The sequence below is a fragment of the Bacteroides cellulosilyticus genome (genome assembly GCF_020091405.1).
GTDB lineage: Bacteria > Bacteroidota > Bacteroidia > Bacteroidales > Bacteroidaceae > Bacteroides.
In genome coordinates, this window is record NZ_CP081903.1 from 1222447 (window position 1) to 1247105 (window position 24659).

Consider the following 24659-nt stretch of genomic DNA (forward strand, 5'->3'; position numbering starts at 1 on the left):
AAACATATGAAAAAATTAGCATATATAACATTAGGATGCTGCATAGCATTAACTACTGCATGCGTTGATTTAGATCAATATCCCAAATCATTCATCACAGAGGAAGAATATAATGGTATAGAGCAAGACATTAGTAAAGTAGAGCTTGCAGCAACAGGTCTCTATAAGAATTTATGGAATGGTAATTATGGCTTCTGTTGCCGCATGATGCGTATTGATTGTGCAGCAGACCAGATGGTAAGCTCCCCTAAACCTAATAATGTCTTAGATTACATTATCCAGTTAAATCCAAGTATAAGTTCCAACACTGCAGACTGGGATACTTCATGGGCTAATTTCTGGAATGTTATCACCGGTGCCAATACACTGATTGCCGGTACTCCTATCCCCGAAATTAGTGGCGCAACTGCTGAGGAAAAGGAAGCCTCCGAAAAAATAGCGAAACGATATAAAGCTGTTGTGGCAGAAGCCCGTTTCATGCGCGCTTTGAGTTATTTCTATTTAGTACGTATGTACGGAGACATTCCATACGTCACAAATAGCTCCGAAGCCATCGAATATCAACCACGTACCGCTGTAGCTGATATTTATAATAAAATTATCGTTCCCGATCTGATTGAAGCATGTGCATCATTACCTACAGTGAGTCGTAGCGGATTTAGTTCCACACCTTCACAATGGGCAGCAAAAGCACTCCTTTCCGATGTTTACATGACTATGGCAGGTTGGCCTTTAAAGTTAGGTAAAGAATATTATGCGAAAGCTGCAGAAGTTTCTTTGGATATTATAGAACATTCCGGACTCTCCCTGACACCAGTATATGGTGACTTATGGAAAGAAGCCAAAAAGGAAGAAGCTAATGAACATTTATTCGCTATACACAATTCTGTTGCTAACAAAGTTGCAAGCCAATATGGCAAATCTTTCTACCCACGAGACTATGTCAAAGCCGGTTGGGCAGACTATTATGCCAATCCTGACTATATGGCAACCTATCCGGAAGGTGCACGGAAAGAATTCAATTACATGACTGAATGGCCCACAGCTGCCGGAACAACCGTAAAATGGCAGGACAGTCAAGACGGATATCCTTGTATTGCCAAATACCAAGATTACAATCAAGGAGTAGCAGGTAACAGTGCGCAATCTAACGGTATTACTCCCATTTACCGATATGCAGACGTATTATTAAGATATGCCGAAGCATCTAATTTAGCTACAGGCAGTGTTAACGCCACAGCCTTAAAATGCCTGCAAGATATTCAAACCCGCGCAGGTGTATCTACATTGACCACAACGACTAATAGCGAGGAATTTGACAAAGCCGTATTTGCAGAACGTGGTTACGAGTTTTTAGCCGAATACAAACGTTGGTTCGACTTGGTACGTCGTGAAAAGGTGGGTGAATTCAAATCTAAATATTATCCTTCATCGCTTATGAAAGCTAATAGCCATTACTATTTCCCAATTCCTTCTACTCAGATCAAGCTTACTGGCTGGACTAACAATGCAGGATATTAATCAACAGGAGACAATTACACATACTTCTAACCTTATTATCAAATAAATCAAATAGACCTTAATCAATTTGATATGTGTATGAAGGGAGAGGGATCGTGAGGTTCTTCTCCCTTCTGTTTCTTACACATGGATTAAAAAAGAGAAAGAAGAAGCAATCTAAATCATACAATAAACCGTATGTTATTGTACAAGAGTTCATGAAAAGAGTTTCAAGAAATAAAATAAAGATTATCTTTGTTACACTCATAAGATCCACAGATAATAGAGCTTAAAGTATAATATTAAACAAGCATACAACCATGAAAAAGAATTATTTCTTATTTGCACTGGTACTTTTCTCTTCAATCAACCTACTTCGTGCACAGAAGATTGATAACCTGATAGAATTAAAGCAGAAATCACAGAACCCATTATTCCATCGGTTGGGCAAAGCAATAGAAACACCTGCTTTTGAGAGTGAAGGTTATTGGAGTTGGGGAAGTTCCGTGGTAAAAGGGGACGATGGCAAGTACCATATGTTCGTATCCCGCTTTCCCCAATCGCTTCCCTTTCATCCCGGCTGGATGGTGGCTTCAGAGATTGTACATGCCGTATCGGATGTACCGCAAGGACCTTACCAGTTTAGTGAAGTAGCACTGCCGGCACGTGGTGCACAGTATTGGGACGGACGTTCTACGCACAATCCACGGATAGTGAAATACAATCATAAATACTATCTGATTTATATGGGTTCCACCCATCCCTTCGCAGATCCAACGTATGACCAGTTGACACTCGATAGTCCCTGGTGTACGGTAGCACGTTCCAACAAGCGCATCGGACTGGCTGTTGCCGATTCACCATACGGACCATGGAAGCGCCTGGATGAACCTATCTTGAAAACAAAACCCAATACTTTCTTTAGTTTCCTGACCTCCAATCCCTCGCCAGTCGTACAGGAAGATGGCTCTATCATGATGATTTTCAAAGGGCGCAAGCATCTGGAAGACGGGAAGTATTCAAATATGGCTTTAGGAATCGCCTATGCTCCGACTATTGAAGGCCCTTACCGGATATTAAACAATGAGCAACCCATTTTCCAGATAGACGGACAAGGAGAAGCGGAAGATCCTTTTCTTTGGAAAGACGACAAGGGCTACCATGCCATCTTTAAGGATCATGTAGCTAAATTTACAGGTGAAAAAGGAGGTGGTGTTATGGCACATTCTAAAGATGGCATTAACTGGACCGTTGATAAAGACCCGAAAGCATACTCAAAAACAGTAGAGTGGGAAAACGGCACAATAACCAAACAAGGACAATTGGAACGTCCATTCATTCTTTTTGAGGACGGCAAGCCAACATTTATATTCTTTGCAACGATGGATGGTCCGGGCGAATTTGAAAACGGGACGCGTTCCTGGAACATGGTTATTCCGCTAAAATAGTTACCTTTGCAGAAATATTGAATAACTGATTGATATGCAGAGTACCCTCCCCATTCATTTTGCCCCGCTGCAAGGTTACACCGAGGCTATTTACCGACAAGCGCATGCCCGTATATTCGGCGGTGTAGAGAGCTATTATACTCCTTTTGTACGTGTAGAGCACGGAGAAATCCGAAAAAAAGATATGCGCGAGATTACTCTGGAAAACAACCGTGGCGTGCAGCTTATTCCGCAACTCATTGCTCCCGATGTGGACAAAATGGAGCAGATAATTGCCCTATTCATCGAAAAAGGATATAAGAATGTGGACATAAATCTGGGATGTCCTTTCCCTCTTTTAGCTAAACGCCACAATGGTTCAGGCATGCTTCCTCATCCCGAAGAGGTACGGGAGTTGCTGACTGCTGCCATAAAGAATCACCCCGACCTTCAGTTCTCTGTCAAGATGAGGTTGGGTTGGGAGAACCCGGAAGAATGTCTGGCTTTGCTACCCTTGCTGAATGAACTGCCACTGACACATATCATCATGCATCCCCGATTGGGAAAACAACAATATAAAGGGGAAGTGGATTTAAAAGGCTTTGAAGCATTCTACAACGAATGTCGTCATCCACTTATTTATAACGGAGATTTACTTACGGTAGAAGATATACAGGCTACCTGCGGACGTTTTCCACAACTGGCAGGTATCATGATAGGGCGCGGACTGCTTGCTAATCCCGCCTTAGCTTTGGAGTATCAACAGGGACATCCGCTTTCCGAAAAGGATATGCAGGAGAGACTCAGATTGTTCCATGCTGACGTATTTGCCCAGTATGGCAATCTTCTGGAAGGGGGAGACAAACAACTGCTGACGAAGATGAAAAACTTCTGGGAATACCTGATGCCGGACGGAGACCGGAAGGCAAAAAAGGCAATTCATAAGTCCAACAAGCTGGAAACTTACCAGGCGGCAGTCCGCAGCTTGTTGGGGTAATCATTGTTCTTATTCCGGATTTACTTCCGGAATCGTATGTACATCTTTACGTATCTGCGCTACATGATGCAGTTTCATCCAATTGTGCAGATACTCACGGTGTTGTAGTAGGATTTCTTTGTATTTCTCCTCAATGGCGAGGTTCCGCATTTCACCACGGTCTTTTTCCATATCAAAGAGTTGCTCACGGTAACGGCCTTTGTCATACAACACATATTTATAGCGAGAAGTACGTAAAGCCCAGCCACGTGTGTTCCCGCCTTTATCGAAAGTGGTTTCGGTCACAATGTAGTCCTGATGCTTCAATGACGGATCAGCTTTCTCTACCAACGATCTGAAAGAGACACCATGCACCCCTTCAGGAAGCCGGATGCCTGCCCAGTCGCAAACTGCTGCAAAGAAATCCACACCATTATTCACGAGTTGAGGCATCTCCTTGCCGGCATTCTTTTTCCCCGGCAGAGTTACAATAAAAGGTATATTTACCACCTCTTCATATAAAGCCGATTTCTGGTTCCAGTGGTGTGCTCCCACTCCGTCGCCATGATCACTGGTAAATATCACGACTGTATTCTTCCATAAATCCTGTTTGTCCATAGCATTTAGAATCTTACCGATTTCTGCATCCACCTTTTCAACTAGACGGTAATAGAGGCTCCGGTAACGGCGCCAATCATCCGGAGTGTAGTTACGGGTAGAATAAGCCGAATAATTCAGGCTCTGCTCATAACTGATAACATCAGCGTCATAGGGATTCTTAGCAAAATTAAGAGGTAGTCCCGGCCACTCACTCTGCGGCAGGTCTTTTAGATTTCCCCAAGGCAAATTCTGGCTACGTGCGTACTCACAGATATTATGCGGATTATCGAACCCTGCCACCAGGAAAAAGGGTTTGGTATGTTCTTGTTCCAGAAAACCAACACAGGCTTCTGCCAACCCATTATCACTATGCGGATGGATAGTAGTAAAACCGAACTCTTTATCCGGCATGGAGGCTGTATGTACATGCCATTTACCGGCATAGATACAATCATAACCGGCATCCTGCATCAATGTTCCCAAAGTCCGGGTACGCAATGAGTCCGGTATCGGTGTACCGTTTCGGGCAAGTCCTACTTCGTGCGAAGTATAGCCTGTAAACATAGCTGCCCTGGCAGGTCCACTCAAAGGCGTAGAGCAATAGGCATTACGGAACAAGACACCTGACTGTGCCAGTTTATCCATATTGGGAGTATGCAAGTCATCATTTCCCATGCAACTCATCGCAGAGGCAGTCTGCTGATCGGTTACAATGTAGATGATATTAGGCAACTCTTTTGCCCAAACCAAAGAAGGAGCGAGAGCCGTTGCACACAACATCAAATTCTTTACTTTCATCACAGTTCTATTTTAAGGATTAACTTCATTATTTCTTCAGCTCCACATCGAAGCTGGCGGCATCTCTGCACGTAAATTGCAAAACAGTCTGCTGCTTATCTTTGGAAATCACTTTGCAATAAGGAGTTTCTGCAACTTTCCATTCACCCTTTAAAGTAACGGTTACAGGTATTTCACCACTATCATTGTCAATCCAGGGACGTGAATAGATGCTGCGTTCTATACGTTTGCCATCCTTGTCAAAAGCCTCATCGCTCGGACCGCGATACAGGGCCAGGTCCGGTTGGGAAACGGTCAATAAAAGTTTATCTTTGTTTTCACGTATCATGACGAGGCAGGAAGTATCGGCTTTCTGCAGCAATCCCTCCTCAGGCAATGCCTGTGGTGTTTCAAAAAGCACATATGAAGTCAGGTTATCAGTCAGAGAACGAACGATATGGGCGTTGCGGTCCTGTTGCAGTACCTTGTAAGATGGTTTCTTTGCGAAAGCTTTCAAGGAAGCTGCATCCGTACGGGGCAGGACAGCATATTCATAGGAAGCACCTTTCGGAGCTTTTCCATGCTCTAATACCAATGAAACCCAATCACCGGAAGTAGGTTTCGGATTACGTTCACCTACGGTAACTTGCGGGAAGTTCTTTTCATATTTCGCCGCTTTCATCGAGTTTTTCGGCAGATAATAACCTACTCCGTTAGGATCGATATAAGTCTGTCCGGCACTTTTATAAGTTGCCCAATAATCATGCATTTCGGGAGTAGTGGCTGCCAACTGGAAAACGGTAGTCTCTGTCGGAAACTCTTCATTTGTATTCTCAATATCCGTACCCAGACATACAATCGTTCCATTGAAGAAGTGATAAGACTTGCGGGCACGGTGTGAACCGTTATACTTGTCATGCTCGTGAAGCTTCATACCGAAGTTGCCATTTAATTTCGCTTGAGACAAGCCACCTGCAAAAGCCTCATCGGAATAAAGCATTTCTTCCATACCGGAGAAAGTATCTACATTCATCACTTTGGCACGAAGCTGATCGAATGGCAAATGAATAGTTGTCGTACCGGGGAAACGGTTCCAATCGAATCCTGCTTCCTGCCAGCCACTGGTTGCAAAAGTAACCATTTCATCGGGTTTTCCGGTCAATATCTGCATGCTTCCATGAGCCAGGTAGCGACCGAAGAAATTAGCATCCAGATAATGCTCCGCTGCCCAAAGGTAGCGAGAATGTCCGCGTACCACAGCTGCCCAGTTATCCCGGCGCTGTACTGAAACGCAGCCATACCCTAACGCCAGATTGCCTTGCGGATCGGGTTCGGGGCGGAATCCCTGTGCTTCAAATAGCTGTTTTAGCTTTTGTTCGTAAGCGGTAGATGCTTTCGGCAGATAATCAGGAGCATTCTTATCAGGAGTTTCCGTATAAGAAACCAGACGCAGATAAGCAGCAGCCAATTCAGGATCGTATTCCTGCTTTCCATCAGGAGTACCGGCCAATGCCAAAGTAGCATATTGTACGGGGATCAATTGTCCTTTTCCATTGGGATGACGCCCTGACATGGAAAGAGCCCACTGTTTGGTATTACAATAGAAACGCATGGTGAGCAATACATTCTTTACTGTTTCGTGCGCTATTTCAGAGACTTTGAATCCTGTTCCACTCAACAGATAAATCATATTTGTGGCACCATCCAAACCACCGACTGCATAAGCCGGATAGTTATTGCGATGGTGGAAACAAGCACCGTCTTTTTTGAAAGAACCGGCCAATCCGAGCGCCGGGCGGCAACCATAGTCTATCCAGCGGGAGAAAGAACGGAGATATTGAAGCTTCTCAGGAGTATCTTCCATAATCAGGATACTTGCCATGCGCCCCTGCGTCTGCGTATTGAAAGTATCTATATCAATACCATTGACCGTGGGTTTAGGATATACCTCATTGGTGATGGCATACCAGCGCAAGGTGTGTTCCGCTTCATTCAGCTTTCCGGCTTCCCTCAATACATCTTTCATCAGGAAATAGGCCACATACAAACCGCGCATACTGTATCCGTAATGATGGATATTTCCCCAGCAACTGCCATAAGCCACTCCCTGATCGGTGATGTGGTCGTACATAGCCAGGAACTTCTGTTTCAACTCATCCTTTGCCACAGTATCCGAAGCATTGTTATAGGCATAAGCTATCCGGCGCATCAGATTGAAATACTCATTCATCTCCATCCCTAACTTGGTGAACATACCTTTATCCCAGTTGGGATACATACGCTCATAAGCTTCTGCCTGACGTACCATAAAGATGGGCAATCCGCTTACAACACCGTTCTTATAAGTAATCCCATAGAAATCATATTTCTTACGGATGCCTTCCATCTCTTTTTCTGTCAGTTTAGAAGGCGTATAAAGCATATCGCGGAAACGTTTCTCCATCAACTGCATATCTTGTCTGTCCTTCTCACTAACCGGAGTAAGGGCTATTTCCGGTTTCCACAGGGAGTGTTCATAAATCACCAGCCAATGGTTGGTGGTTCCTTTATTAACGAAGGGTACCTGCACATCAGCTGTTTGCTGACGGGCATCGACTTTACTGGCAGTTATCAGATGGTCGATGAACAACTCTCCCTTTACATCAGGTGCAACGATGCGCAGTTCATTCATCCCGGGTTCAGGAGTGCCTTGCATATCGCGCTCGTAGCAGACCCATGCAGCACGCCAGCCGGTGAAGTTAATACCGAAAGGAAAGGAAGTACACTTCTTTCCATCTTTCAGGAATTCAAACTCAATAGTAGTATCCTGGGCCTTTGTATTGTACACCCAAACGATAAAGGCGGAAAGATAAGTGTCTTTTCCGGTAGGGTCTTTCTCCTCAAACTTCAGATCACGTTGAAGGGTTAGTACAGAACCGGGTTCAAATGTCCAGCGCAAACTGTGTGTACCGTCTTTATAGTGTTGATCACTAATGCCAAGCGTGCCCTTCGTAGCACTCAGCCCGGCAGGAAGTTCAGGTTGTTCAAAAGAGAGCAACTGGTCATTCTTTACAACTTGTGCCGACAGGCTAAAAGAGAGCAGCGCAGCGCATACAACAGCAAAGATAGGTTTCATCAGATTAAGTTTCGTCATCATGGTATGAGAATATTAATAGAGTTAATTCAAATGTTCGATACGGAAATTCGTGAAGCGGACATGATTTTGAAGAAGGCGTAAGCCAAAATGTCCATCGCCTGCACCGGCTTCGAGAGGCAGACGGAAAAGTTCCTCACCATCTACAAGAAAAGTTGTACAGTTGTCCTGAACACGGATCTGAATCTGATACCATTGATTAGGTTTCAACAGATGAGCCGGGTCGGTATATTCTTTAATCAGAGGTTTGATACGAGTCTCGTCTACATCATAAAACTGACCGTAGTAACGACGGAAACGGGTAGTGGCATTATCATTACCACCATAGCCTACATATAAAAGGTTCAATGTGTTATAGTTGCGGAAGACACCGTTTCGCCAAGTGGAACGGGCCAAGAGTTTGCCGGGATGTTTCGGGTCGTTTGCAGCCCAGAAGCAGTTCATATCACTCAGACGGTCGTGTTTGCCGCCATTCATTACCATACAGATATGGTAACTGATTTCGTAATCACCGGTCAGGCGATCTTTATACCATAAAGTAAGTCCTTCGGGGACAATCAATTCAAGGGTATCTTCACGAATGGTGAAGTCCATTATTCCCGACTGGTCTTCAGCTATCCAATGACCCAATGAAGGTCGTTCCTGCGCCAATATGGTACAGGGTAGGAAAAGAAAAAGACATTTCCACAGAATTTGTATGAAAGATGAATGTGTCATTTCCGGTATTAGTTTCGTTTACAATATTTCCACATTGCAAAGAAACGGCACTTTTTAGAGAAAATGGCACATAAATCGTACAGAAAAGGTATATTTTAGTTATTTAAGGATGCATTTCCTCAAACGCTTTATTCTCCTCTTCTATCGTAGTGATGGTTTCCGGTAGTTCACTGATAGGAAGATCGAAATTATACCAGTCAGTATAGCAATCGGTAACGTACCACTTCCCGTCAATCAGTTCGAACACTACGCGAAGGGAAGCTTCCGACTCATCATAGCCAGCCTCAAACTCTTTTTGTTTGGGGTTGTTCACGGTGAAACGGGAGACATAAACTCCGCCCTCTTCGTCTGTGATGCGTTCTTCTTTAAACGCATCTTCACCCAGCAATGCCCACTTATCACGTGTAAATGGAAAAGTTTTCTCCGTCTCGCCATCTTCCTCTAACAAGGCTATGGGAGTTTTCAACGGAAACTTGATACGGGAATACTGGAAAGAAGCACTGGAAGTAAATTTCTTGAGGAATGCCTGGAAGTCCTCATTAGTTGCGGCAGCATGACCATTCGTAGTCGTCAGCATAAGTACCGCGAAAAGACAAAATACAAAGTGAATTGCCTTCATCTAGTTACAATGTCAAAGGGTTTATTAATCAGGCGCAAAGATAATGCAAATCCGCAGATTTGAGATAAAAAGGAAAAAGAATATTATACGGTGGTGTTGGATCTATAGATGCAGCATGTCCCATCTATAGATGCAGTATGACCGATATATAGATGCAACGCGTCCGATATATAGACGCAACATATCCGATATATAGATCCTGCACCCTTATCATGTAACCCTTCATTATATGTTTCATTTCTGTCTCAGATACTCAAACCCAAAGCGACAGCGTAAGCAGTCTTTCTTATCGCAATACTCTTTCTGAAGCTGTAACAAAGCCTGCGAATCGGCAGCAGTAGATACAGGTAGTCCTGCCCCACTCCAGTGGCGGATGATGTGATTATCTTCCGCTTTCAGACTTTCTAGAAAGCCCGTAGCCCGTTCGCAAAGCTGCTCATCCGCTTTATGCAGGCCATAAGCATATAAAAAAGGGATGACAGTATTAATAACAATCAGATTCTGAGCATTCTTTCCCACTTGTTTTTCACAGGAGGAAGAGACTTTCCGGAAATTGAAATGCTCTTCCCAATACGGAGAGGTAGTGACAGTCAGTAGTTTTCGGACTACTTCCAGCGTATCCGCTTCCATAATACGGGAGAATAAGGACTGTTCTTTATAATAAAGATTTGCCAACTGCGCCAAGCGGACATGAGGGAAATTACCCGGACGTAAGCGAAGAAAGCGCCATTGAGTAGCAGCCATCGGAGCAGACAGTTCAAACTTATGCTGCAAGTAGCGAAATTCCTTCTGCAACTTCAGATAATACCCGTCCGCATCCGGTAGTTCCTCGTCCAGCAATCCGGCTTGTCCAAAAAAGAAAGCTTCTACCTGAAAGAGATTATCCCGGTGCTTATCTATCGCACGAAAAGGCAGACGGCTGGCCCATGCTTCAAAGGCATCCCCATTCAGCCCGAAACCAAAGTTACGAGCTAAAGTGATAAAAAATACATCTTCCCAATGATTATTGCATCGCTCCAACCGGGTGGCAATCAAATGAGCTTTCTGCTCGAAACGTTCCACCTGCAAAGCAGAAAGCCAGGAATGGACTGTTAGTTTCGGAAGAGAAGACAATATGGAATAACAAGGAGGATAGATTTCCGCATGGCTCAGTTCATCATAACGCTGACGGACGGATTCAGGACAGGATAGTTGCAGTTGTGGCACCGGTATTCCATTTGCGCGAAACACCTCACAATCCACAGTTTCCGCTACGTGCAGAATGACATTGTCATAAGCTGCATCTTTATCGTGACCATGCCTCATCCAATCGGATGCCAATATATGCACTTCGATGTTTCCCACCCAAAGGGTACCGCCAATTTTTAGCTTGGCATTGAAGAAGTCGGGGCCTGCGTTCGTGTTCGGTAGTCCGGCATCTATCACTTCAACCGGTTCGCCGGTGGTGGTCTGGAGCATCTTTAACGGAAAGATTTTATGCTTCCAGACATAATGCAATAGTAGTTCCATTGTTAACAAGAAGTTAATGTACGCAACAAATGTAAGAAAAAGATTATCTTTGCGACCTATAGAACGTTGATAAAGTGAATTTAATCAGAAGAAAGAATGAAAATAGCATTAATCGGTTACGGTAAAATGGGTAAGGAAATTGAAAAGATTGCCCTCAGTCGCGGACACGAGATTGTCAGCATCATCGACGTAAACAACCAGGAGGATTTCAACTCAGACGCTTTCAAGAGCGCAGACGTTGCCATAGAATTCACAAATCCGATGGTGGCCTACTCCAATTATATAAAAACCTTCGAAGCCGGAGTGAAGTTGGTTTCCGGCAGTACCGGATGGATGGACAAACACGGCGAGGAAATCAAAAAGCTTTGTACCCAAGGAGGCAAAACGCTGTTCTGGGCATCCAATTTCAGCCTGGGCGTGACCATTTTCTCTGCCGTGAATAAGTATCTGGCAAAGATTATGAACCAGTTTCCTGCCTACGACGTGACGATGAGTGAGACACACCATATTCATAAACTGGACGCACCAAGCGGTACGGCCATCACGCTTGCCGAAGAAATACTGGAAAATCTCGACCGTAAAGATCATTGGGTGAAAGGAACTTTGCAGGCACCGGACGGAAGTGTTTCCGGCTCTGCCGAATGTGCAACAGATGAAATTCCTGTCAGTTCCATCCGCGAAGGTGAAGTACCGGGCATTCATGTAATCCGTTACGAATCGGAAGCAGACAGCATCATCCTGACACACGATGCCAAGAATCGAAAAGGTTTTGCACTGGGTGCAGTTCTTGCTGCCGAATATACTGCCGACAAACAAGGATATCTGGGAATGAGCGACTTGTTCCCGTTCCTGAAATAAATTGTGTGAATCTGTGTTATCTGTGGTGAACAACAAAAATAATATAATAATGAGAAAAGCTACTCGCGCCCAATGGGTTAAATTCGCAATCGTCACCGTGCTTTACCTCGCTTTCCTGATATGGGTAAAAAGCTGGTTGGGACTGATTGTCGTACCTTTCATCTTCGACATCTACATCAGCAAGAAAATCCCCTGGGGCTTCTGGAAGAAATCAGAGAATCCGGCTGTACGCAGTGTCATGAGTTGGGTAGATGCTATCGTGTTTGCACTGGTAGCTGTTTATTTCGTCAACATCTATGTATTTCAGAACTATCAGATACCTTCTTCTTCTTTGGAGAAGTCTTTGCTGGTAGGCGATTATCTTTATGTCAGCAAGTTGAGTTATGGTCCGCGTGTGCCAAACACACCACTGTCTATGCCATTAGCACAACACACTTTGCCGCTAGTGAATACAAAATCATACATCGAGTGGCCCCAGTGGGACTATAAGCGTGTTCCGGGTCTGGGTAAGGTGAAACGGAATGATATCGTAGTATTCAACTTCCCTGCCGGAGATACCGTAGCCACTAACTTCCAGCAAACGGATTTCTACACCCTTGCCTACAACGAAGGACAACGTCTCTATCCGAATCCTGTAAATATGGACAGTTTGACGCGCAAGCAGCAACGCACAGTCTACGATCTGTATTATAATGCCGGAAGAAATCTGATACGTTCTAATCCCAAGATGTATGGTGATATCGTTGTCCGCCCCGTAGACCGCCGGGAAAATTACGTAAAGCGCTGCGTTGGCTTACCCGGAGACACACTGGAAATCAAAGATGCACAGGTATATATCGATGGCAAACCTCTCGAAAACCCTGAAGAAATGCAGCTCAACTACTTCGTACAGACCACAGGACCATACATTACTGAAGATATGTTCCGCGAACTGGGTATCAGCAAGGACGACCAAACATTAATCAGCAACGAAGGTTTATTAATGGAAATGGGCTTGACTCACCGTGACGCACAAGGCCGCCTGGCTCCGGCATATGACTTACCACTGACGAAGAAAATGTATGAGACCCTGTCTGCCAATAAGAAACTCGTCAGCAGCATCGTTATGGAACCGGAAATATTCTCCGGCCAAATGTATCCGTTGAACCTTTACACCAAATGGGACCGCAACAACTACGGCCCGATCTGGATACCGAAAAAAGGTGCCACCATCAAGCTGACTGAGGACAATCTGCCGATCTACGAACGCCCTATCAGAGCTTATGAAGGTAATACACTGGAAGTAAAAGAGGACGGCATCTATATTAATGGCAAGAAGACGGATGAATATACCTTCAAAATGGATTACTACTGGATGATGGGCGATAACCGCCACAACTCAGCCGATGCCCGTTCGTGGGGTTTCGTGCCGGAGGACCATATTGTAGGTAAGCCAATTGTTGTCTGGTTGTCACTCGATAAGGATCGTGGCTGGTTTGATGGAAAAATCCGTTGGAACCGGATATTCAAGTGGGTAAAATGATACCAAATGAATAAGGCTTGGAAAATAACGGGAGCAATCATCGGAATAATACTCGTTGTGGTGTTACTTCGGGGTTGCGTTATGACTTCCTATCTTATTCCTTCTTCGGGTATGGAGAATTCTTTGTTTCAGGGAGAGCGTATTCTGGTAAATAAATGGAGTTACGGTCTGCGTCTTCCCCTTATGGCATTGTGGAATTATCACCGTTGGAGGGACAACCCTGTACAAAAAGAGGATATCATTGTTTTCAATAATCCGGCTAATCTGTCAGAACCTGTCATTTCCCGGCGCGAAACATTCATCAGTCGATGTATCGGCGTACCGGGAGATACCTTATTGATAGACTCCCTGTTCTCCGTAATTCCATCAGAAAAAAACGCTCCCGACCAGAAGTTTTTATATACTTATCCACGAGAAAAAGAAAAACAGCTGGATTCATTACTTACACTATTGTCCATATGCAACAACCACCTGATGGGACAAGATAGCGTAAAAAATGTACGTAGCTTCAGCCGTTATGAATATTATCTGCTGGAACAGGCGATGAATGGCAATTGCTGGATAAAGTTACTGAATGAAGGAGACTCCATAGAAGCCCTGCGCCCGTTGATCGTTCCCGGCAAAGGTAAACCGGTGCGTGTATATCCGTGGAACCGTACTTTACTACGCAACACACTTGTACTGCATGAGAATAAACAAGCTGAAATAAAGAACGATACTTTGTACATTGACGGGAAGCCTGTACAGCATTGCTATTTCACCAAGGATTACTACTGGGTAGGTGCTAATAACTCTATCAATCTCTCTGATTCCCGCTTGTTTGGCTTTGTACCCAAAGACCACATCATCGGTAAAGCTTCGCTCATCTGGTTTTCCAAAAAGACAGAAACAGGATTGTTCAATGGTTATCGTTGGAAAAGAATGTGGAAAACGGTAAGATAAATAGGGTTAATTACAAAGTATTAAGTATAAAATATTAAGTATTAGGCATAAATTGCGAACCTCATGAAAACTATATATCTCTCTTCCGCCTATCTGGCACCCGTAGAATATTACGTCAAGTTGGTGGCATACGATAAAATCTTTATCGAACAGCACGATCATTATGTGAAGCAAACCTACCGCAACCGTTGCACCATTGCAGCACCCGATGGCGAGTTAGCTCTCTCCATCCCTACCGTCAAACCCGATACTCTGAAATGTCCCCTAAAAGATATCCGCATTTCCGATCACGGCAATTGGCGTCATCTGCACTGGAATGCTTTATCATCGGCTTATAACCATACTCCTTTTTTCGAATATTATAGAGATGATTTCCAACCTTTCTACGAGAAGAAATATAAGTTTTTAGTTGATTTCAACGAGGAATTGTGTCATCTGGTCTGCTCACTGATAGATATACAGCCGGACATGGAACGTACTACTTCATTCCAAAGCAGTTTTGCACCCGACGAGGATGATTTCCGCGAGCGTATCCATCCCAAAAAGGATTACAAAGAAGAAGATCCGGACTTCATAGTCCGGCCTTATTATCAGGTTTTTCAGGAACGTCTCGGCTTCCTGCCGAATCTGAGCATCGTCGATCTTCTTTTCAACATGGGACCTGAGAGCTTACTTGTGTTGCAGAAGTCATTTTGAGAACTTCTGCAAAAATTCCGCAAGATTCGCTCCTTCTTCCAGTCCCAGCTTCTTACGCAAGCGATAACGACTTATTTCTACCCCGCGCAAAGAAATATTCAACAATGGAGCAATCTCTTTAGAAAGCAAATTCATCTTGATATAAGCACAAAGTAACTTTTCCTTGTTGTTCAGTTCCGGATATGCTTCTTCCAATTTTTTGAAGAAATCATGATGTACCGAATCAAAGGTACTTTGGAATGCCTGTAAATCGTCATCATGCTCGATGTTCGTATCAATCTGTCCCAACAGGCGAAGTGTTTTCCGACGAAGAGAAACCAGATTCTCTTCGCTGATGGAATGGGAGATGCCCAGTACTTCCTTTTTTATATCCAATAGGATTTCATTCTTACGTACGATGTTCAAAGTAGTACGAATCAGTTCCTCCGATTTATGACGCAATTCCGACTGTAGGTTTTCTTCTTGCAGTGAATCTATCTTCCGATCTTTCAGGTCACTCTCTTTCTGGAACTTTTGTTCCTGTCGATAGAGTTCCAGTTCTTTTTGCATTAACAAGCGCTTACGCCCTACTGAGATACGATAATACACATAATAAAACAGTAACACTATCACTACCGAATAAACCAGATAACTCCACCATGTGCGATACCACGGTGGCAATATCTCAAAGACAAACGAGCTTTCCACCGGTTCCTGACTGCCGTCAGTAAACAATTTCACACTGAATACATACTTTCCTTCATGCAGTCCTGTAAACTCTTTCATATTATTCTCACTGTATTCACTCCAGATTCCTTTCTCACCACCCGTACTTAACTGATAAGAATATAGCACTGTGTGTGCCTTATTGAAGTTGTTTACACTATATTCTATCCGCATTGAATTTTGAGAATAAGGAATCACTATCGGCGCCGTATCATACAAATAACTGCGGCCATAAATAAGCGAATCACGCAATCCCGTTAAGTAGACTTTCCTGATTTGCAATGTCAACGGCATTTGTTGCACCGGCAGGCTGTCCAGTGTGATCAGTGAAAAACCTTCCTCTGTTCCTGCCACTACCTTGTTGGCTTTATAAAGATTTACATCTTCAAAGTTTTCTATCAATGCTCCTTTCAAGAACTGTTCATTAGTTACCCGGCGATACTCCTGCTTATTGGCATCATAATGCAATACTTTCAATGTGCCATCTGCTACATACCAGATATTTTGTAATGAATCTATCTTCATATAGGTATATGCTGCCTTTCCTTCTAATAACTGTTCCAGCCAAATACATGCTTCCAACGTATCACGGCTCCGATTATACTGCCACAGACCATAATGTGAAGCTATAGTAACTTCATCTTTCACCCGTAACAAACAAGCATCATATCCACGTGGAAAGATGATGTTATTATAGTCTTTCATCTTTTCCACCTTTCTTAAATCATCTGCCAAAGTCAAACGGCAAACCCCATTTTCTTTATTTCCAACCCACAATATATGAGTCGAATCTTCCATCAACATATCTTTGCACGAACGGGTAAACCCCTCTATATAGCTTTCTACCCTCCAACTCGTCCCTCTCTTCATGAGCAAATACAGTCCACTATAAGTGCCTGCAATCAACACATCCTTACGGTCATCCACCGATACAATTCCCCATACTCCTTTGGGATTGTTGAGATGTTCCATATGATCTCCATCCATAATAAAGATACCATTATCCGAACAACAGAACAACTTATCGTCATATTGGTGAAGTGACCACATCTGACCTCCTGTACCCGGCACGAAGTCTATGGGATTTCTCTGGTTTAACTGCCCTGGGAGAGTAGAACGATACAACCCTTGATTCGTTGCGAAATAGTATTTACCCTGATAATTACAAGATGCATATCCCGAACCAATCACAGGTTTACCTCCATAAAGTGAAGCAAGCCTTGCTTTCAAATGAATGCAGTCAATCCCATTATCCAGTCCCAGCCATAGGTTGCCAGTCTTATCAAACAACATGCTCAACACCGTTTTGTTCTGCAAGCCATTTTCCGTAGATATGATTTCCATCTCATTCGTCTTCAGATTTAAAAGACAAACTCCACCCTGAATAGTACCCAACGCCAACAACGAATCTTGCAATGCAGCACAGAAAACTCTATTTTTACGGCAAAATTCCTCGGCTACAGTATTATATTTCTTAAAAGCAGTGCCATCGTAAATAAACAATCCGTTATCCCGGGTTACCATCAACAAACTGTCCGTATGAGGTAACAATCCACCGACTTTGACAGTCGCTCCTATCCCCAAAGGACCAAGAACGGGTATAAACCCTGTTCCATTCAACATTAGCAATCCTTCGGCAGAAGTGATATACAGTTTGTTACGTAAGATAAACGAAGTGTAAATCTCTGAAGAATAATCTATTTTCTTCACAACGCCCTCTTCCCAATAAAAGAAACGACGGTCCGATTGAAAATACACCCGGTCTCCGTCTAATAAGATATTCCAGATGACTCCGACATTCACATTGGGAGATAAACTATCAGAAAGGCAAGTATACTCCAACCCACCAAGACGATTTGGAGTAAAATAGCCAAATTGCTCCATTCCACCGATATAAATTCGCCCGTCATGTCCTACTTTCACAGCACGTGTTTTGGCATTATGAATCGGATATGTATTCCACTCCACACCGTCAAATTCCAATAAGCCTTTGTTGTTAGCTACATATATCCAACCATTATCATGCTGCTGAATACTCCAATTCTGATTGCCGGCTTTATAAGTGTGTCGGGTATAATTCGTCACCGGACGTTGCCATCCGGCACTTACGGGAACAGATATAAAAAAGAGAAGAATATAAAAGAGAAGGTATTTTCGTTTCATAGCGGTTAACATTTTATTCTTATGAAAACAAAGATAGAGTATTTTACCTATAAATAAAAGAATTATTTTTAGATGTAGCGATATTATTATAATAAACATTTAATTATCAACAAAATAATTAAGTCAAGAGAAAGTCCTGATGTAGTTAAAACCAATCAATGAGAAAGTTTTGAAGTAGCGTTTTTTTAGGAAATGCCCTCATCACACGCATATATTTGCAGCGGATAAAACCTTTTTGTTAAACCTATATAAGTCATACTAACATGAGAAAAGTATCTTATTTATTCATTTATGTGTTCCTATTCAGCCTGTTGGTTAATGGCAGTGCATGCGGATCGGACAACGATGAAACAAATCCCCCCAAAACACCTGATGGAGAAAATCCGGAGCCCCCTGTCGGTCTGCAAGCCTACATGCTTACCACCACCGACACCCGTACCTATGATCTAAAGGAGTCCACAGTAGAATTCGAATCCCAGGCCAGCATGTCGCCTAAAAACATTCTGCTGAATCCACAGCAGACCTACCAAACTATGCAGGGATTCGGAGCGGCGCTCACTGGTTCGTCAGCCTTTTGCCTAAAACTGATGAAACAGGAAGACCGAACAGCCTTCCTTAAAAAAACTTATTCGCAGACCGAAGGCTACGGAAGTAGCTATGTGCGCATTGCTATCGGCTGTTCTGACTTCTCCTTAAGAGAATATACCTGCTGCGACACACCGGGTATAGAGAACTTCGCCCTGACTTCGGAAGAAACAGATTACGTGATACCTATATTAAAGGAAATCATAGCCATCAACCCGAATATCCGCATACTGGCTTCACCCTGGACCTGCCCCCTATGGATGAAAGACTATCAGAAATACCCTGTCTACCAAAACCGGGAATACACCGCCGGGCAGCTGAAACCCGAATACTATGCCGACTATGCCACCTACTTCGTGAAATGGGTACAAGCATTCCAGGCAGCCGGCATCCCCATCAACGCCGTCACCATACAGAACGAGCCCCTCAACAACAAGAACTCGGCCTCGCTGGTGATGGAATGGAAAGAACAGCGTGACTTCGTGAAAGTGCTGGGCCCCGCCTTCGAGGCCGCCGGACTTTCCACCAGAATCTACGCCTACGACCACAACTACAACTACGACAACAAAGGCGATCAGAATGGTTATCCCTACCAGATATACAACGATCCCGAAGCAGCCAAGTACCTGACCGGAGCCGCCTACCACGACTATGGAGGCAACCGCAGCGAACTGCTCAACGTCTACCAGCGTGCCCCCGAGAAGGACCTGATCTTTACAGAATCCTCCATCGGCACTTGGAATAACGGCCACGACTTGTCCAAAACTCTACTTTCCAATATGGAAAGCATCGGCATAGGCACCATCAACAACTATTGCAGCGCAGTGACCATCTGGAACCTGATGCTGGAGACAGACTTCAACGGAGCCGTACCCAGCAACAACGGCGGACAACCTAACCGTCCCGGCGGATGCCAAACCTGCTTCGGAGCCGTAGACCTGAACATGAGCGACTTGAAGACCATTTACATGAATTCGCACTACTACATGATCTGTCACCTCTCAGCAGTGGTAAAGCCCGATGCCGTACGAATCGGGACAAGCGGATACACTGACAATGACATTGCCTACAGCGCTTTCAAAAACACGGACGGGAGCTATGCCTTTGTCATCATCAATAAAAGTAGTTCGGCCAAGAGTATCGTGCTCACCGCCCCCGATGCCGCAGGCAAGAAGCACTCGGCAAACTGTACCCTACAGCCGCGCTCGGTAAACTCTTTCAAATGGAAATAACAGAGACTTAAATATAATACATCACTTTTTTTAATTTTAAATTTATAGATTATGAGAAATCGATTTTTGCTCGGCATGATGGTACTCAGCCTTATAGGCATGACATCGTGCAAAGATGAGATTGACCAGTTCGATGATCACGGCAGCTCGACTATCGTATCCTTTGTAGGCAGTGAAAAAGCTTACATGGGCGATAGCATCACCTTCGACTTCGAGGTGAAAAGCGGAGGCGTGAAAATCAATCAGGCCAAGGTTCAACTCTACTATGGAGAAGAAATGGTATCCGAAGCCTTCTACAGTCTGAAGGCCGACGGAAAGTACAGCGGTAAAGTACTGGCTCCCTACCAGAAAAACACACCTGACGGAGATGCAAAGGTTATATTGCGTATCCAGAACGAGCGTTTCAGCAACGACAGTAAGGAAATGACCGTTGCTATCGAACGGCCCAAGTACCAATCATTAAAGTTGGTGGCTGCCAATGGCAAAGAATACACCATGACTCCTGTTCCCGGCAAAGAGTATGAATACAAAGCACGTGAAGCTTTCCCGGCCGACATGGAAGCATCTATCATAGCACCGGCCTATTCTGACGGAACAGACAACCCCTACCTGCAAGGAAACGACTTGCTCTTCGGTATGGATAATGGCAAGATTGCCCTTAATGCTACCAAAGACATCGGCTTTGAAACCACAGGTTATGATGAAGACGGCAAGTATGAAATTACATTCAACACCCTGACTTTTGAAGGTGCCCCATTCCCGAAATTCGGTATACGCTTCGACACACAGAACAAGTTTATGGAATTCGACGGATCGGGCAATGTATTCTACGTTGAAACCGAATTCAAGAAGGACGACATCATCAAAATCAGCGGCATCAAAGAAGAGTATGCCGAGCTTTGGAAGAACCCTACCTGGTTTGACCTCGTAAATGAAGACGAAACTCTGCTCCACTTCCGCGGAAGAGACGGTAAGTACAAACTCACGCTGGATAAAGGTATGAAAGCAATCATGATGGAACAGTTGGAAAACGCTTCTTCATCAAGCACACAGAATGCCACTGCCATGTGGGTGATTGGTAACGATAAGATAGGATTCCCATCATACGCTCAGAACAACATTAACTGGAACACGGGCAAAGCATTCAACCTGGTTCCGCTCACCGACACCAAGTATGAACTGATAATGCTTGTAGGACAAAACGTAAATGGCGTCAACTTCAAGTTCTTCGGACAGAAAGGATGGGGATTGGAATGGAAAGGCCCCGGAGCATATAGTGCAAAAGAAGGTGGCAACTATATCAAATACGCCAGTGACGGTAACTTCAACGCCAACGATACTTGGCCATCCGGCAAATACATGGTGATGACTGTAGAAACCAGCACCAATCCGAACGGACTCTGGATAAAGGCCTTGGACGAGCTCCCCTTGTACGAAATGGGCGAATGACCAACTTCCTTAAAGTATAGATAAACAATTAAGTATAGATATATGAAAAAAAGATATTATATAGCAGCCATGTTTGCCCTTGGTTTGGTAGCACAACCTGCCACTCTACGCGCCAGCGCTGCTGACGAAGCCAACGGTATTGAAACCGTACAGCAACAAAAACAACGCATCAGCGGTTTGTTGACCGATTCCAATGGTGACCCCATTATTGGTGCCACCGTCAGGGTGCAAGGTACCACCAACCGCGGTGTCATCAGTGACGTCGAGGGACGATACTCCATCGAAGCAGCTCCCGGCGAAGTACTGGAATTCAGCTATATCGGATTCGTTAGTGTAGATCACAGAGTGAAAGCCGACGAGACCACTTTTAACCTCCGAATGGAGATGGATGCCATCGCTACGGAAGAAGTAGTGGTTGTGGGTTACGGTAAGCAGAAGAAAGAAAGCGTAGTAAGCTCCATGTCAACCGTAGGACCGGCTCAATTGAGTGTTAAGAGCGCCAACCTTACCAACAACATCGCCGGTAAACTGTCCGGTCTGATTGCCGTACAGCGTTCGGGTGAACCGGGTTGGGACGATGCGCAGTTCTTTATCCGCGGTATCAGCTCGTATGCCGGTGGAACAGACCCACTGGTACTGGTAGACGGTGTGCCCCGTAAAATGAATGATATTGACGTAGATGAAATCGAGACATTCTCTATTCTGAAGGATGCCGCCGCGACAGCCGTATATGGTGCCGAAGGTGCCAACGGTGTAGTATTGATTACTTCCAAACGTGGTAAATCACAGAAGACGGTTGTCAGCATGTCAGCCGAATACGGCTACTCCACGCCGCTCCGCCTGCCCAACCTCATGAGTTCTTATGACTATTTGAGCTTATACAACGAAGCAGACTGGAACAGCAACGGCAACCCGCGCGCCAATTACACAGCACCGGTGAGCGATGCTGACCTGGAAAAATACCGCAGCGGCATAGACCCCGACCTCTATCCGGATGCAGACTGGATGAGCATGCTGCGCGACCACACCAGCAGCCAACGCTACACTATCAACTTCCGTGGTGGTGGCGACCGCGTACGCTTCTTCGTATCGGGTGCCTACTATACGCAAGACGGTGTATATAAAGAGAAGAAGAACGCCGACTACGATTCAAACATCAGTTTCGACCGTTACAACCTGCGTTCCAACATTGACTTCGAACTGAGCAAGACCACCCGTATGTCTGTGGATATGTCCGGACAGTACATCAACCGTACGGCTCCCTCCAAAACGGCCGGTGACATCTTCGGTGGTATGACATTGCAACCTGTGCATCTCTATCCGCAGATTTATTCTGACGGTTCAGCAGCACAGCACCCCAACTATGACAATTCGGGCCTCCGTCAGAACCCTTACAACTTCCTCTACTTCAGTGGTTACAGCAAGAGTTGGGATGCCACATTCCAAAGCAAGGTATTGTTGGAACAAGACCTGGACTTCATTACGAAGGGACTTTCTGTAAGAGGTAGTGTCAGTTTTGACGCCAACTCCAACCAGTATGTCAACCGCACCATGTCGCCCGCTACCTTTACGGCTACCGGACGCGACGCCGATGGCAACCTGATATTCAAAGCTCTGGAATCCGGATCAGCACTGAGCAACCCCTCAAGTGGTTCATCCGGCGGTAACAAGAAGATCTACATTGAGGCATCCTTCAACTACAAGCGTAACTTTAGCGACAAACACGATGTTACGGGTTTGCTGCTGTACAACCAGAAGGAAACCCAGAAGCAGAACGTCGGTGGTCTCAACCTGCTTCCTTATCGCAAGCAGAGCATCGTGGGTCGTGGTTCTTACACTTACGACAACCGCTACACCATCGAAGGTAGCTTCGGTATGACAGGTAGTGAGAACTTCGCCCCGGGTCACCGTTGGGGTATCTTCCCCGCTGTGGGTGGAGCCTGGTACGTGAGTCACGAGAAGTTCTTCGAACCTATACAGAAAGTAATCAGTACCTTGAAACTGCGTGCATCCTACGGACGTACCGGTAACGACCAGTTGGGCGAAACCCGTTTCCCCTATCAGGAAGCGATGAACACCGATGCCGGTGGCCTCAACCTGGGTATATCAGGCATATCAAACGGTAATGCACAGAACTGGTTCGGCGGATTGAGCGAAAACCGCGCCTACTACGCCAACCTACGCTGGGAGATTGAGGACAAAACCAACTTCGGTTTCGATCTCGGCCTGCTGAACGGACAACTTGACCTCTCCATGGACTACTTCTCCAACCGTCGTAAGGATATCCTGATTACCCGTAACACGGTTCCCTCAATGAGCGGTCTGCAATCCAACCCCACCCAGAACTATGGTATCGTGAGCAACAAGGGTGTTGACGGAAGTTTGACCTTCAAGCAACACGTAGGCAATCTGAACCTGACGTTCCGTGCCAACTACACGTATGCGAAGAACAAGATTGTGGAAACGGATGAAATCAGACATAAATACAGTTACCAGGATCTCACGGGTATGTCATTGTGGACTCCTTTCCTCTACATCGCTGATGGGCTCTATACACCCGATGATTTCAACATCACTGTAGACCCTGTGAGCGGCGCCGAAAGCTACCAACTGAAATCCAGTGTAGCCGATCCGGGAGCAGCCGTAGCACCCGGCGACATCAAGTACCGCGACTTGAACAATGACGGCGTCATCAATGACGATGACAAAACCTACCGTAACGGCCATCTGGACAAGACCCCGCGCAGCGTATATGGTCTTTCACTGAACGCCGAATGGAAAGGATTCTTCGCCGGCATCTTCTTCCAGGGTGTGACGGGCTGTTCCATCAACCTGATGAGCAAGGCATCCAACTTCATGCCGTTCAATCAAGGTAAGGACGCTTCTTCCGCACGTATGGAGGCTATGAGCCGCTGGAAAGCATCCGATCCCTACAACGACAACGTACTCTACCCACGCTTGCGCAACAATACTTTTGCACACAACCTGCAACCGAGCACCTGGTGGTATCGTGACGCAAGTTTCCTCCGTCTGAAGAACGTGGAATTCGGTTACCAGTTCAACAAGAAGCAACTGAAGTCATTGCGCCTCACCAACCTGCGCCTCTACGTACAAGGCACCAATCTGAAGACCTGGGACGACGTGAAATATTGGGATCCGGAACTGGGTGATGCAAACTCAGGTGCCAAATACCCCATCTCCAGTACCTGGACTTTTGGAGCAGAAGTTACATTCTAAACATCTAATTAA

General features: G+C 45.0%; 16 protein-coding genes. 10 read left to right on the forward strand and 6 right to left on the reverse strand.

Annotated elements, in window-relative coordinates:
- Positions 1 to 6 precede the first annotated feature (6 nt).
- The 3 genes from K6V21_RS04280 (at position 7) to K6V21_RS04290 (ending at position 3924) form a co-directional block, all read left to right on the forward strand.
- Positions 7 to 1521 (forward strand): RagB/SusD family nutrient uptake outer membrane protein, encoded by a 1515-nt coding sequence (locus tag K6V21_RS04280; protein WP_060407860.1) that lies wholly within the window; start codon positions 7 to 9, stop codon positions 1519 to 1521.
- Positions 1522 to 1820: 299 nt separating this feature from the next.
- Entirely contained in the window at positions 1821 to 2948 is a 1128-nt protein-coding gene (locus K6V21_RS04285) for a glycoside hydrolase family protein (RefSeq protein WP_060407859.1), read from the forward strand.
- 34 nt (positions 2949 to 2982) lie between these two features.
- On the forward strand, positions 2983 to 3924 hold the full coding sequence (locus K6V21_RS04290; protein ID WP_217715240.1) for a tRNA-dihydrouridine synthase family protein: 942 nt from the start codon (positions 2983 to 2985) through the stop codon (positions 3922 to 3924).
- Between the two features lie 9 nt (positions 3925 to 3933).
- Here K6V21_RS04290 and K6V21_RS04295 read toward each other — a convergent pair whose 3' ends face one another.
- From K6V21_RS04295 to K6V21_RS04315, 5 genes are all read right to left on the reverse strand, one after another.
- On the reverse strand, positions 3934 to 5301 hold the full coding sequence (locus tag K6V21_RS04295) for a sulfatase (protein ID WP_224320941.1): 1368 nt from the start codon (positions 5299 to 5301) through the stop codon (positions 3934 to 3936).
- Positions 5302 to 5329: 28 nt separating this feature from the next.
- Positions 5330 to 8416, reverse strand: a complete 3087-nt coding sequence (locus K6V21_RS04300) for a chondroitinase family polysaccharide lyase (RefSeq protein ID WP_262903779.1) — start codon at positions 8414 to 8416, stop codon at positions 5330 to 5332.
- Positions 8417 to 8437: 21 nt separating this feature from the next.
- The gene (locus tag K6V21_RS04305) at positions 8438 to 9130 is read right to left on the reverse strand and encodes a DUF6250 domain-containing protein (protein ID WP_217715244.1); all 693 of its coding nucleotides are present in this window, start codon (positions 9128 to 9130) and stop codon (positions 8438 to 8440) included.
- 103 nt (positions 9131 to 9233) lie between these two features.
- Positions 9234 to 9749: a hypothetical protein gene (locus tag K6V21_RS04310; RefSeq protein WP_007216763.1), complete on the reverse strand. Its 516-nt coding sequence runs from the start codon at positions 9747 to 9749 to the stop codon at positions 9234 to 9236.
- Positions 9750 to 9983: 234 nt separating this feature from the next.
- The gene (locus K6V21_RS04315; RefSeq protein ID WP_224320942.1) at positions 9984 to 11258 is read right to left on the reverse strand and encodes a DUF2851 family protein; all 1275 of its coding nucleotides are present in this window, start codon (positions 11256 to 11258) and stop codon (positions 9984 to 9986) included.
- A 96-nt stretch (positions 11259 to 11354) separates the two neighbouring features.
- On the opposite strand from K6V21_RS04315, the gene dapB reads away from it, so the two are divergent.
- The 4 genes from dapB to K6V21_RS04335 all read left to right on the forward strand — a co-directional run bounded on the left by dapB (position 11355) and on the right by K6V21_RS04335 (position 15276).
- Positions 11355 to 12116 (forward strand): 4-hydroxy-tetrahydrodipicolinate reductase, encoded by a 762-nt coding sequence (gene dapB / locus K6V21_RS04320; RefSeq protein ID WP_224320943.1) that lies wholly within the window; start codon positions 11355 to 11357, stop codon positions 12114 to 12116.
- 49 nt (positions 12117 to 12165) lie between these two features.
- Complete coding sequence (gene lepB, locus K6V21_RS04325) at positions 12166 to 13638, forward strand: signal peptidase I (protein ID WP_217715247.1); 1473 nt, start codon at positions 12166 to 12168, stop codon at positions 13636 to 13638.
- Positions 13639 to 13644: 6 nt separating this feature from the next.
- Positions 13645 to 14580 (forward strand): signal peptidase I, encoded by a 936-nt coding sequence (gene lepB, locus K6V21_RS04330; RefSeq protein WP_060407847.1) that lies wholly within the window; start codon positions 13645 to 13647, stop codon positions 14578 to 14580.
- Between the two features lie 63 nt (positions 14581 to 14643).
- Complete coding sequence (locus tag K6V21_RS04335; RefSeq protein ID WP_224320944.1) at positions 14644 to 15276, forward strand: WbqC family protein; 633 nt, start codon at positions 14644 to 14646, stop codon at positions 15274 to 15276.
- On the opposite strand, the gene K6V21_RS04340 is transcribed toward K6V21_RS04335, so the two are convergent.
- A complete protein-coding gene (locus K6V21_RS04340; RefSeq protein WP_217715249.1) occupies positions 15268 to 18144 on the reverse strand; it encodes a transcriptional regulator in 2877 nt (958 codons plus the stop codon). The genes K6V21_RS04335 and K6V21_RS04340 overlap by 9 nt on opposite strands.
- 263 nt (positions 18145 to 18407) lie before the next feature.
- Here K6V21_RS04340 and K6V21_RS04345 point away from each other — a divergent pair, with 263 nt between their 5' ends.
- Genes K6V21_RS04345 through K6V21_RS04355 form a run of 3 tightly spaced genes read left to right on the forward strand, consistent with a single transcriptional unit; the run spans position 18408 to position 24647 of the window.
- Complete coding sequence (locus K6V21_RS04345; protein ID WP_224320945.1) at positions 18408 to 19961, forward strand: glycoside hydrolase family 30 protein; 1554 nt, start codon at positions 18408 to 18410, stop codon at positions 19959 to 19961.
- Between the two features lie 51 nt (positions 19962 to 20012).
- Complete coding sequence (locus K6V21_RS04350) at positions 20013 to 21410, forward strand: DUF5125 domain-containing protein (protein ID WP_224320946.1); 1398 nt, start codon at positions 20013 to 20015, stop codon at positions 21408 to 21410.
- Positions 21411 to 21452: 42 nt separating this feature from the next.
- On the forward strand, positions 21453 to 24647 hold the full coding sequence (locus K6V21_RS04355) for a SusC/RagA family TonB-linked outer membrane protein (RefSeq protein ID WP_224320947.1): 3195 nt from the start codon (positions 21453 to 21455) through the stop codon (positions 24645 to 24647).
- Positions 24648 to 24659 lie beyond the last annotated feature (12 nt).

What these genes read in the sequence shown, in the direction of transcription:
- K6V21_RS04280 (WP_060407860.1), top strand. Translation starts at nt 7, where the DNA reads ATGAAAAAATTAGCATATATAACATTAGGATGCTGCATAGCATTAACT.
- K6V21_RS04285 (WP_060407859.1), top strand. Translation starts at nt 1,821, where the DNA reads ATGAAAAAGAATTATTTCTTATTTGCACTGGTACTTTTCTCTTCAATC.
- K6V21_RS04290 (WP_217715240.1), top strand. Translation starts at nt 2,983, where the DNA reads ATGCAGAGTACCCTCCCCATTCATTTTGCCCCGCTGCAAGGTTACACC.
- K6V21_RS04295 (WP_224320941.1), bottom strand. Translation starts at nt 5,301, where the DNA reads ATGAAAGTAAAGAATTTGATGTTGTGTGCAACGGCTCTCGCTCCTTCT.
- K6V21_RS04300 (WP_262903779.1), bottom strand. Translation starts at nt 8,416, where the DNA reads ATGATGACGAAACTTAATCTGATGAAACCTATCTTTGCTGTTGTATGC.
- K6V21_RS04305 (WP_217715244.1), bottom strand. Translation starts at nt 9,130, where the DNA reads ATGACACATTCATCTTTCATACAAATTCTGTGGAAATGTCTTTTTCTT.
- K6V21_RS04310 (WP_007216763.1), bottom strand. Translation starts at nt 9,749, where the DNA reads ATGAAGGCAATTCACTTTGTATTTTGTCTTTTCGCGGTACTTATGCTG.
- K6V21_RS04315 (WP_224320942.1), bottom strand. Translation starts at nt 11,258, where the DNA reads ATGGAACTACTATTGCATTATGTCTGGAAGCATAAAATCTTTCCGTTA.
- dapB (WP_224320943.1), top strand. Translation starts at nt 11,355, where the DNA reads ATGAAAATAGCATTAATCGGTTACGGTAAAATGGGTAAGGAAATTGAA.
- lepB (WP_217715247.1), top strand. Translation starts at nt 12,166, where the DNA reads ATGAGAAAAGCTACTCGCGCCCAATGGGTTAAATTCGCAATCGTCACC.
- lepB (WP_060407847.1), top strand. Translation starts at nt 13,645, where the DNA reads ATGAATAAGGCTTGGAAAATAACGGGAGCAATCATCGGAATAATACTC.
- K6V21_RS04335 (WP_224320944.1), top strand. Translation starts at nt 14,644, where the DNA reads ATGAAAACTATATATCTCTCTTCCGCCTATCTGGCACCCGTAGAATAT.
- K6V21_RS04340 (WP_217715249.1), bottom strand. Translation starts at nt 18,144, where the DNA reads ATGAAACGAAAATACCTTCTCTTTTATATTCTTCTCTTTTTTATATCT.
- K6V21_RS04345 (WP_224320945.1), top strand. Translation starts at nt 18,408, where the DNA reads ATGAGAAAAGTATCTTATTTATTCATTTATGTGTTCCTATTCAGCCTG.
- K6V21_RS04350 (WP_224320946.1), top strand. Translation starts at nt 20,013, where the DNA reads ATGAGAAATCGATTTTTGCTCGGCATGATGGTACTCAGCCTTATAGGC.
- K6V21_RS04355 (WP_224320947.1), top strand. Translation starts at nt 21,453, where the DNA reads ATGAAAAAAAGATATTATATAGCAGCCATGTTTGCCCTTGGTTTGGTA.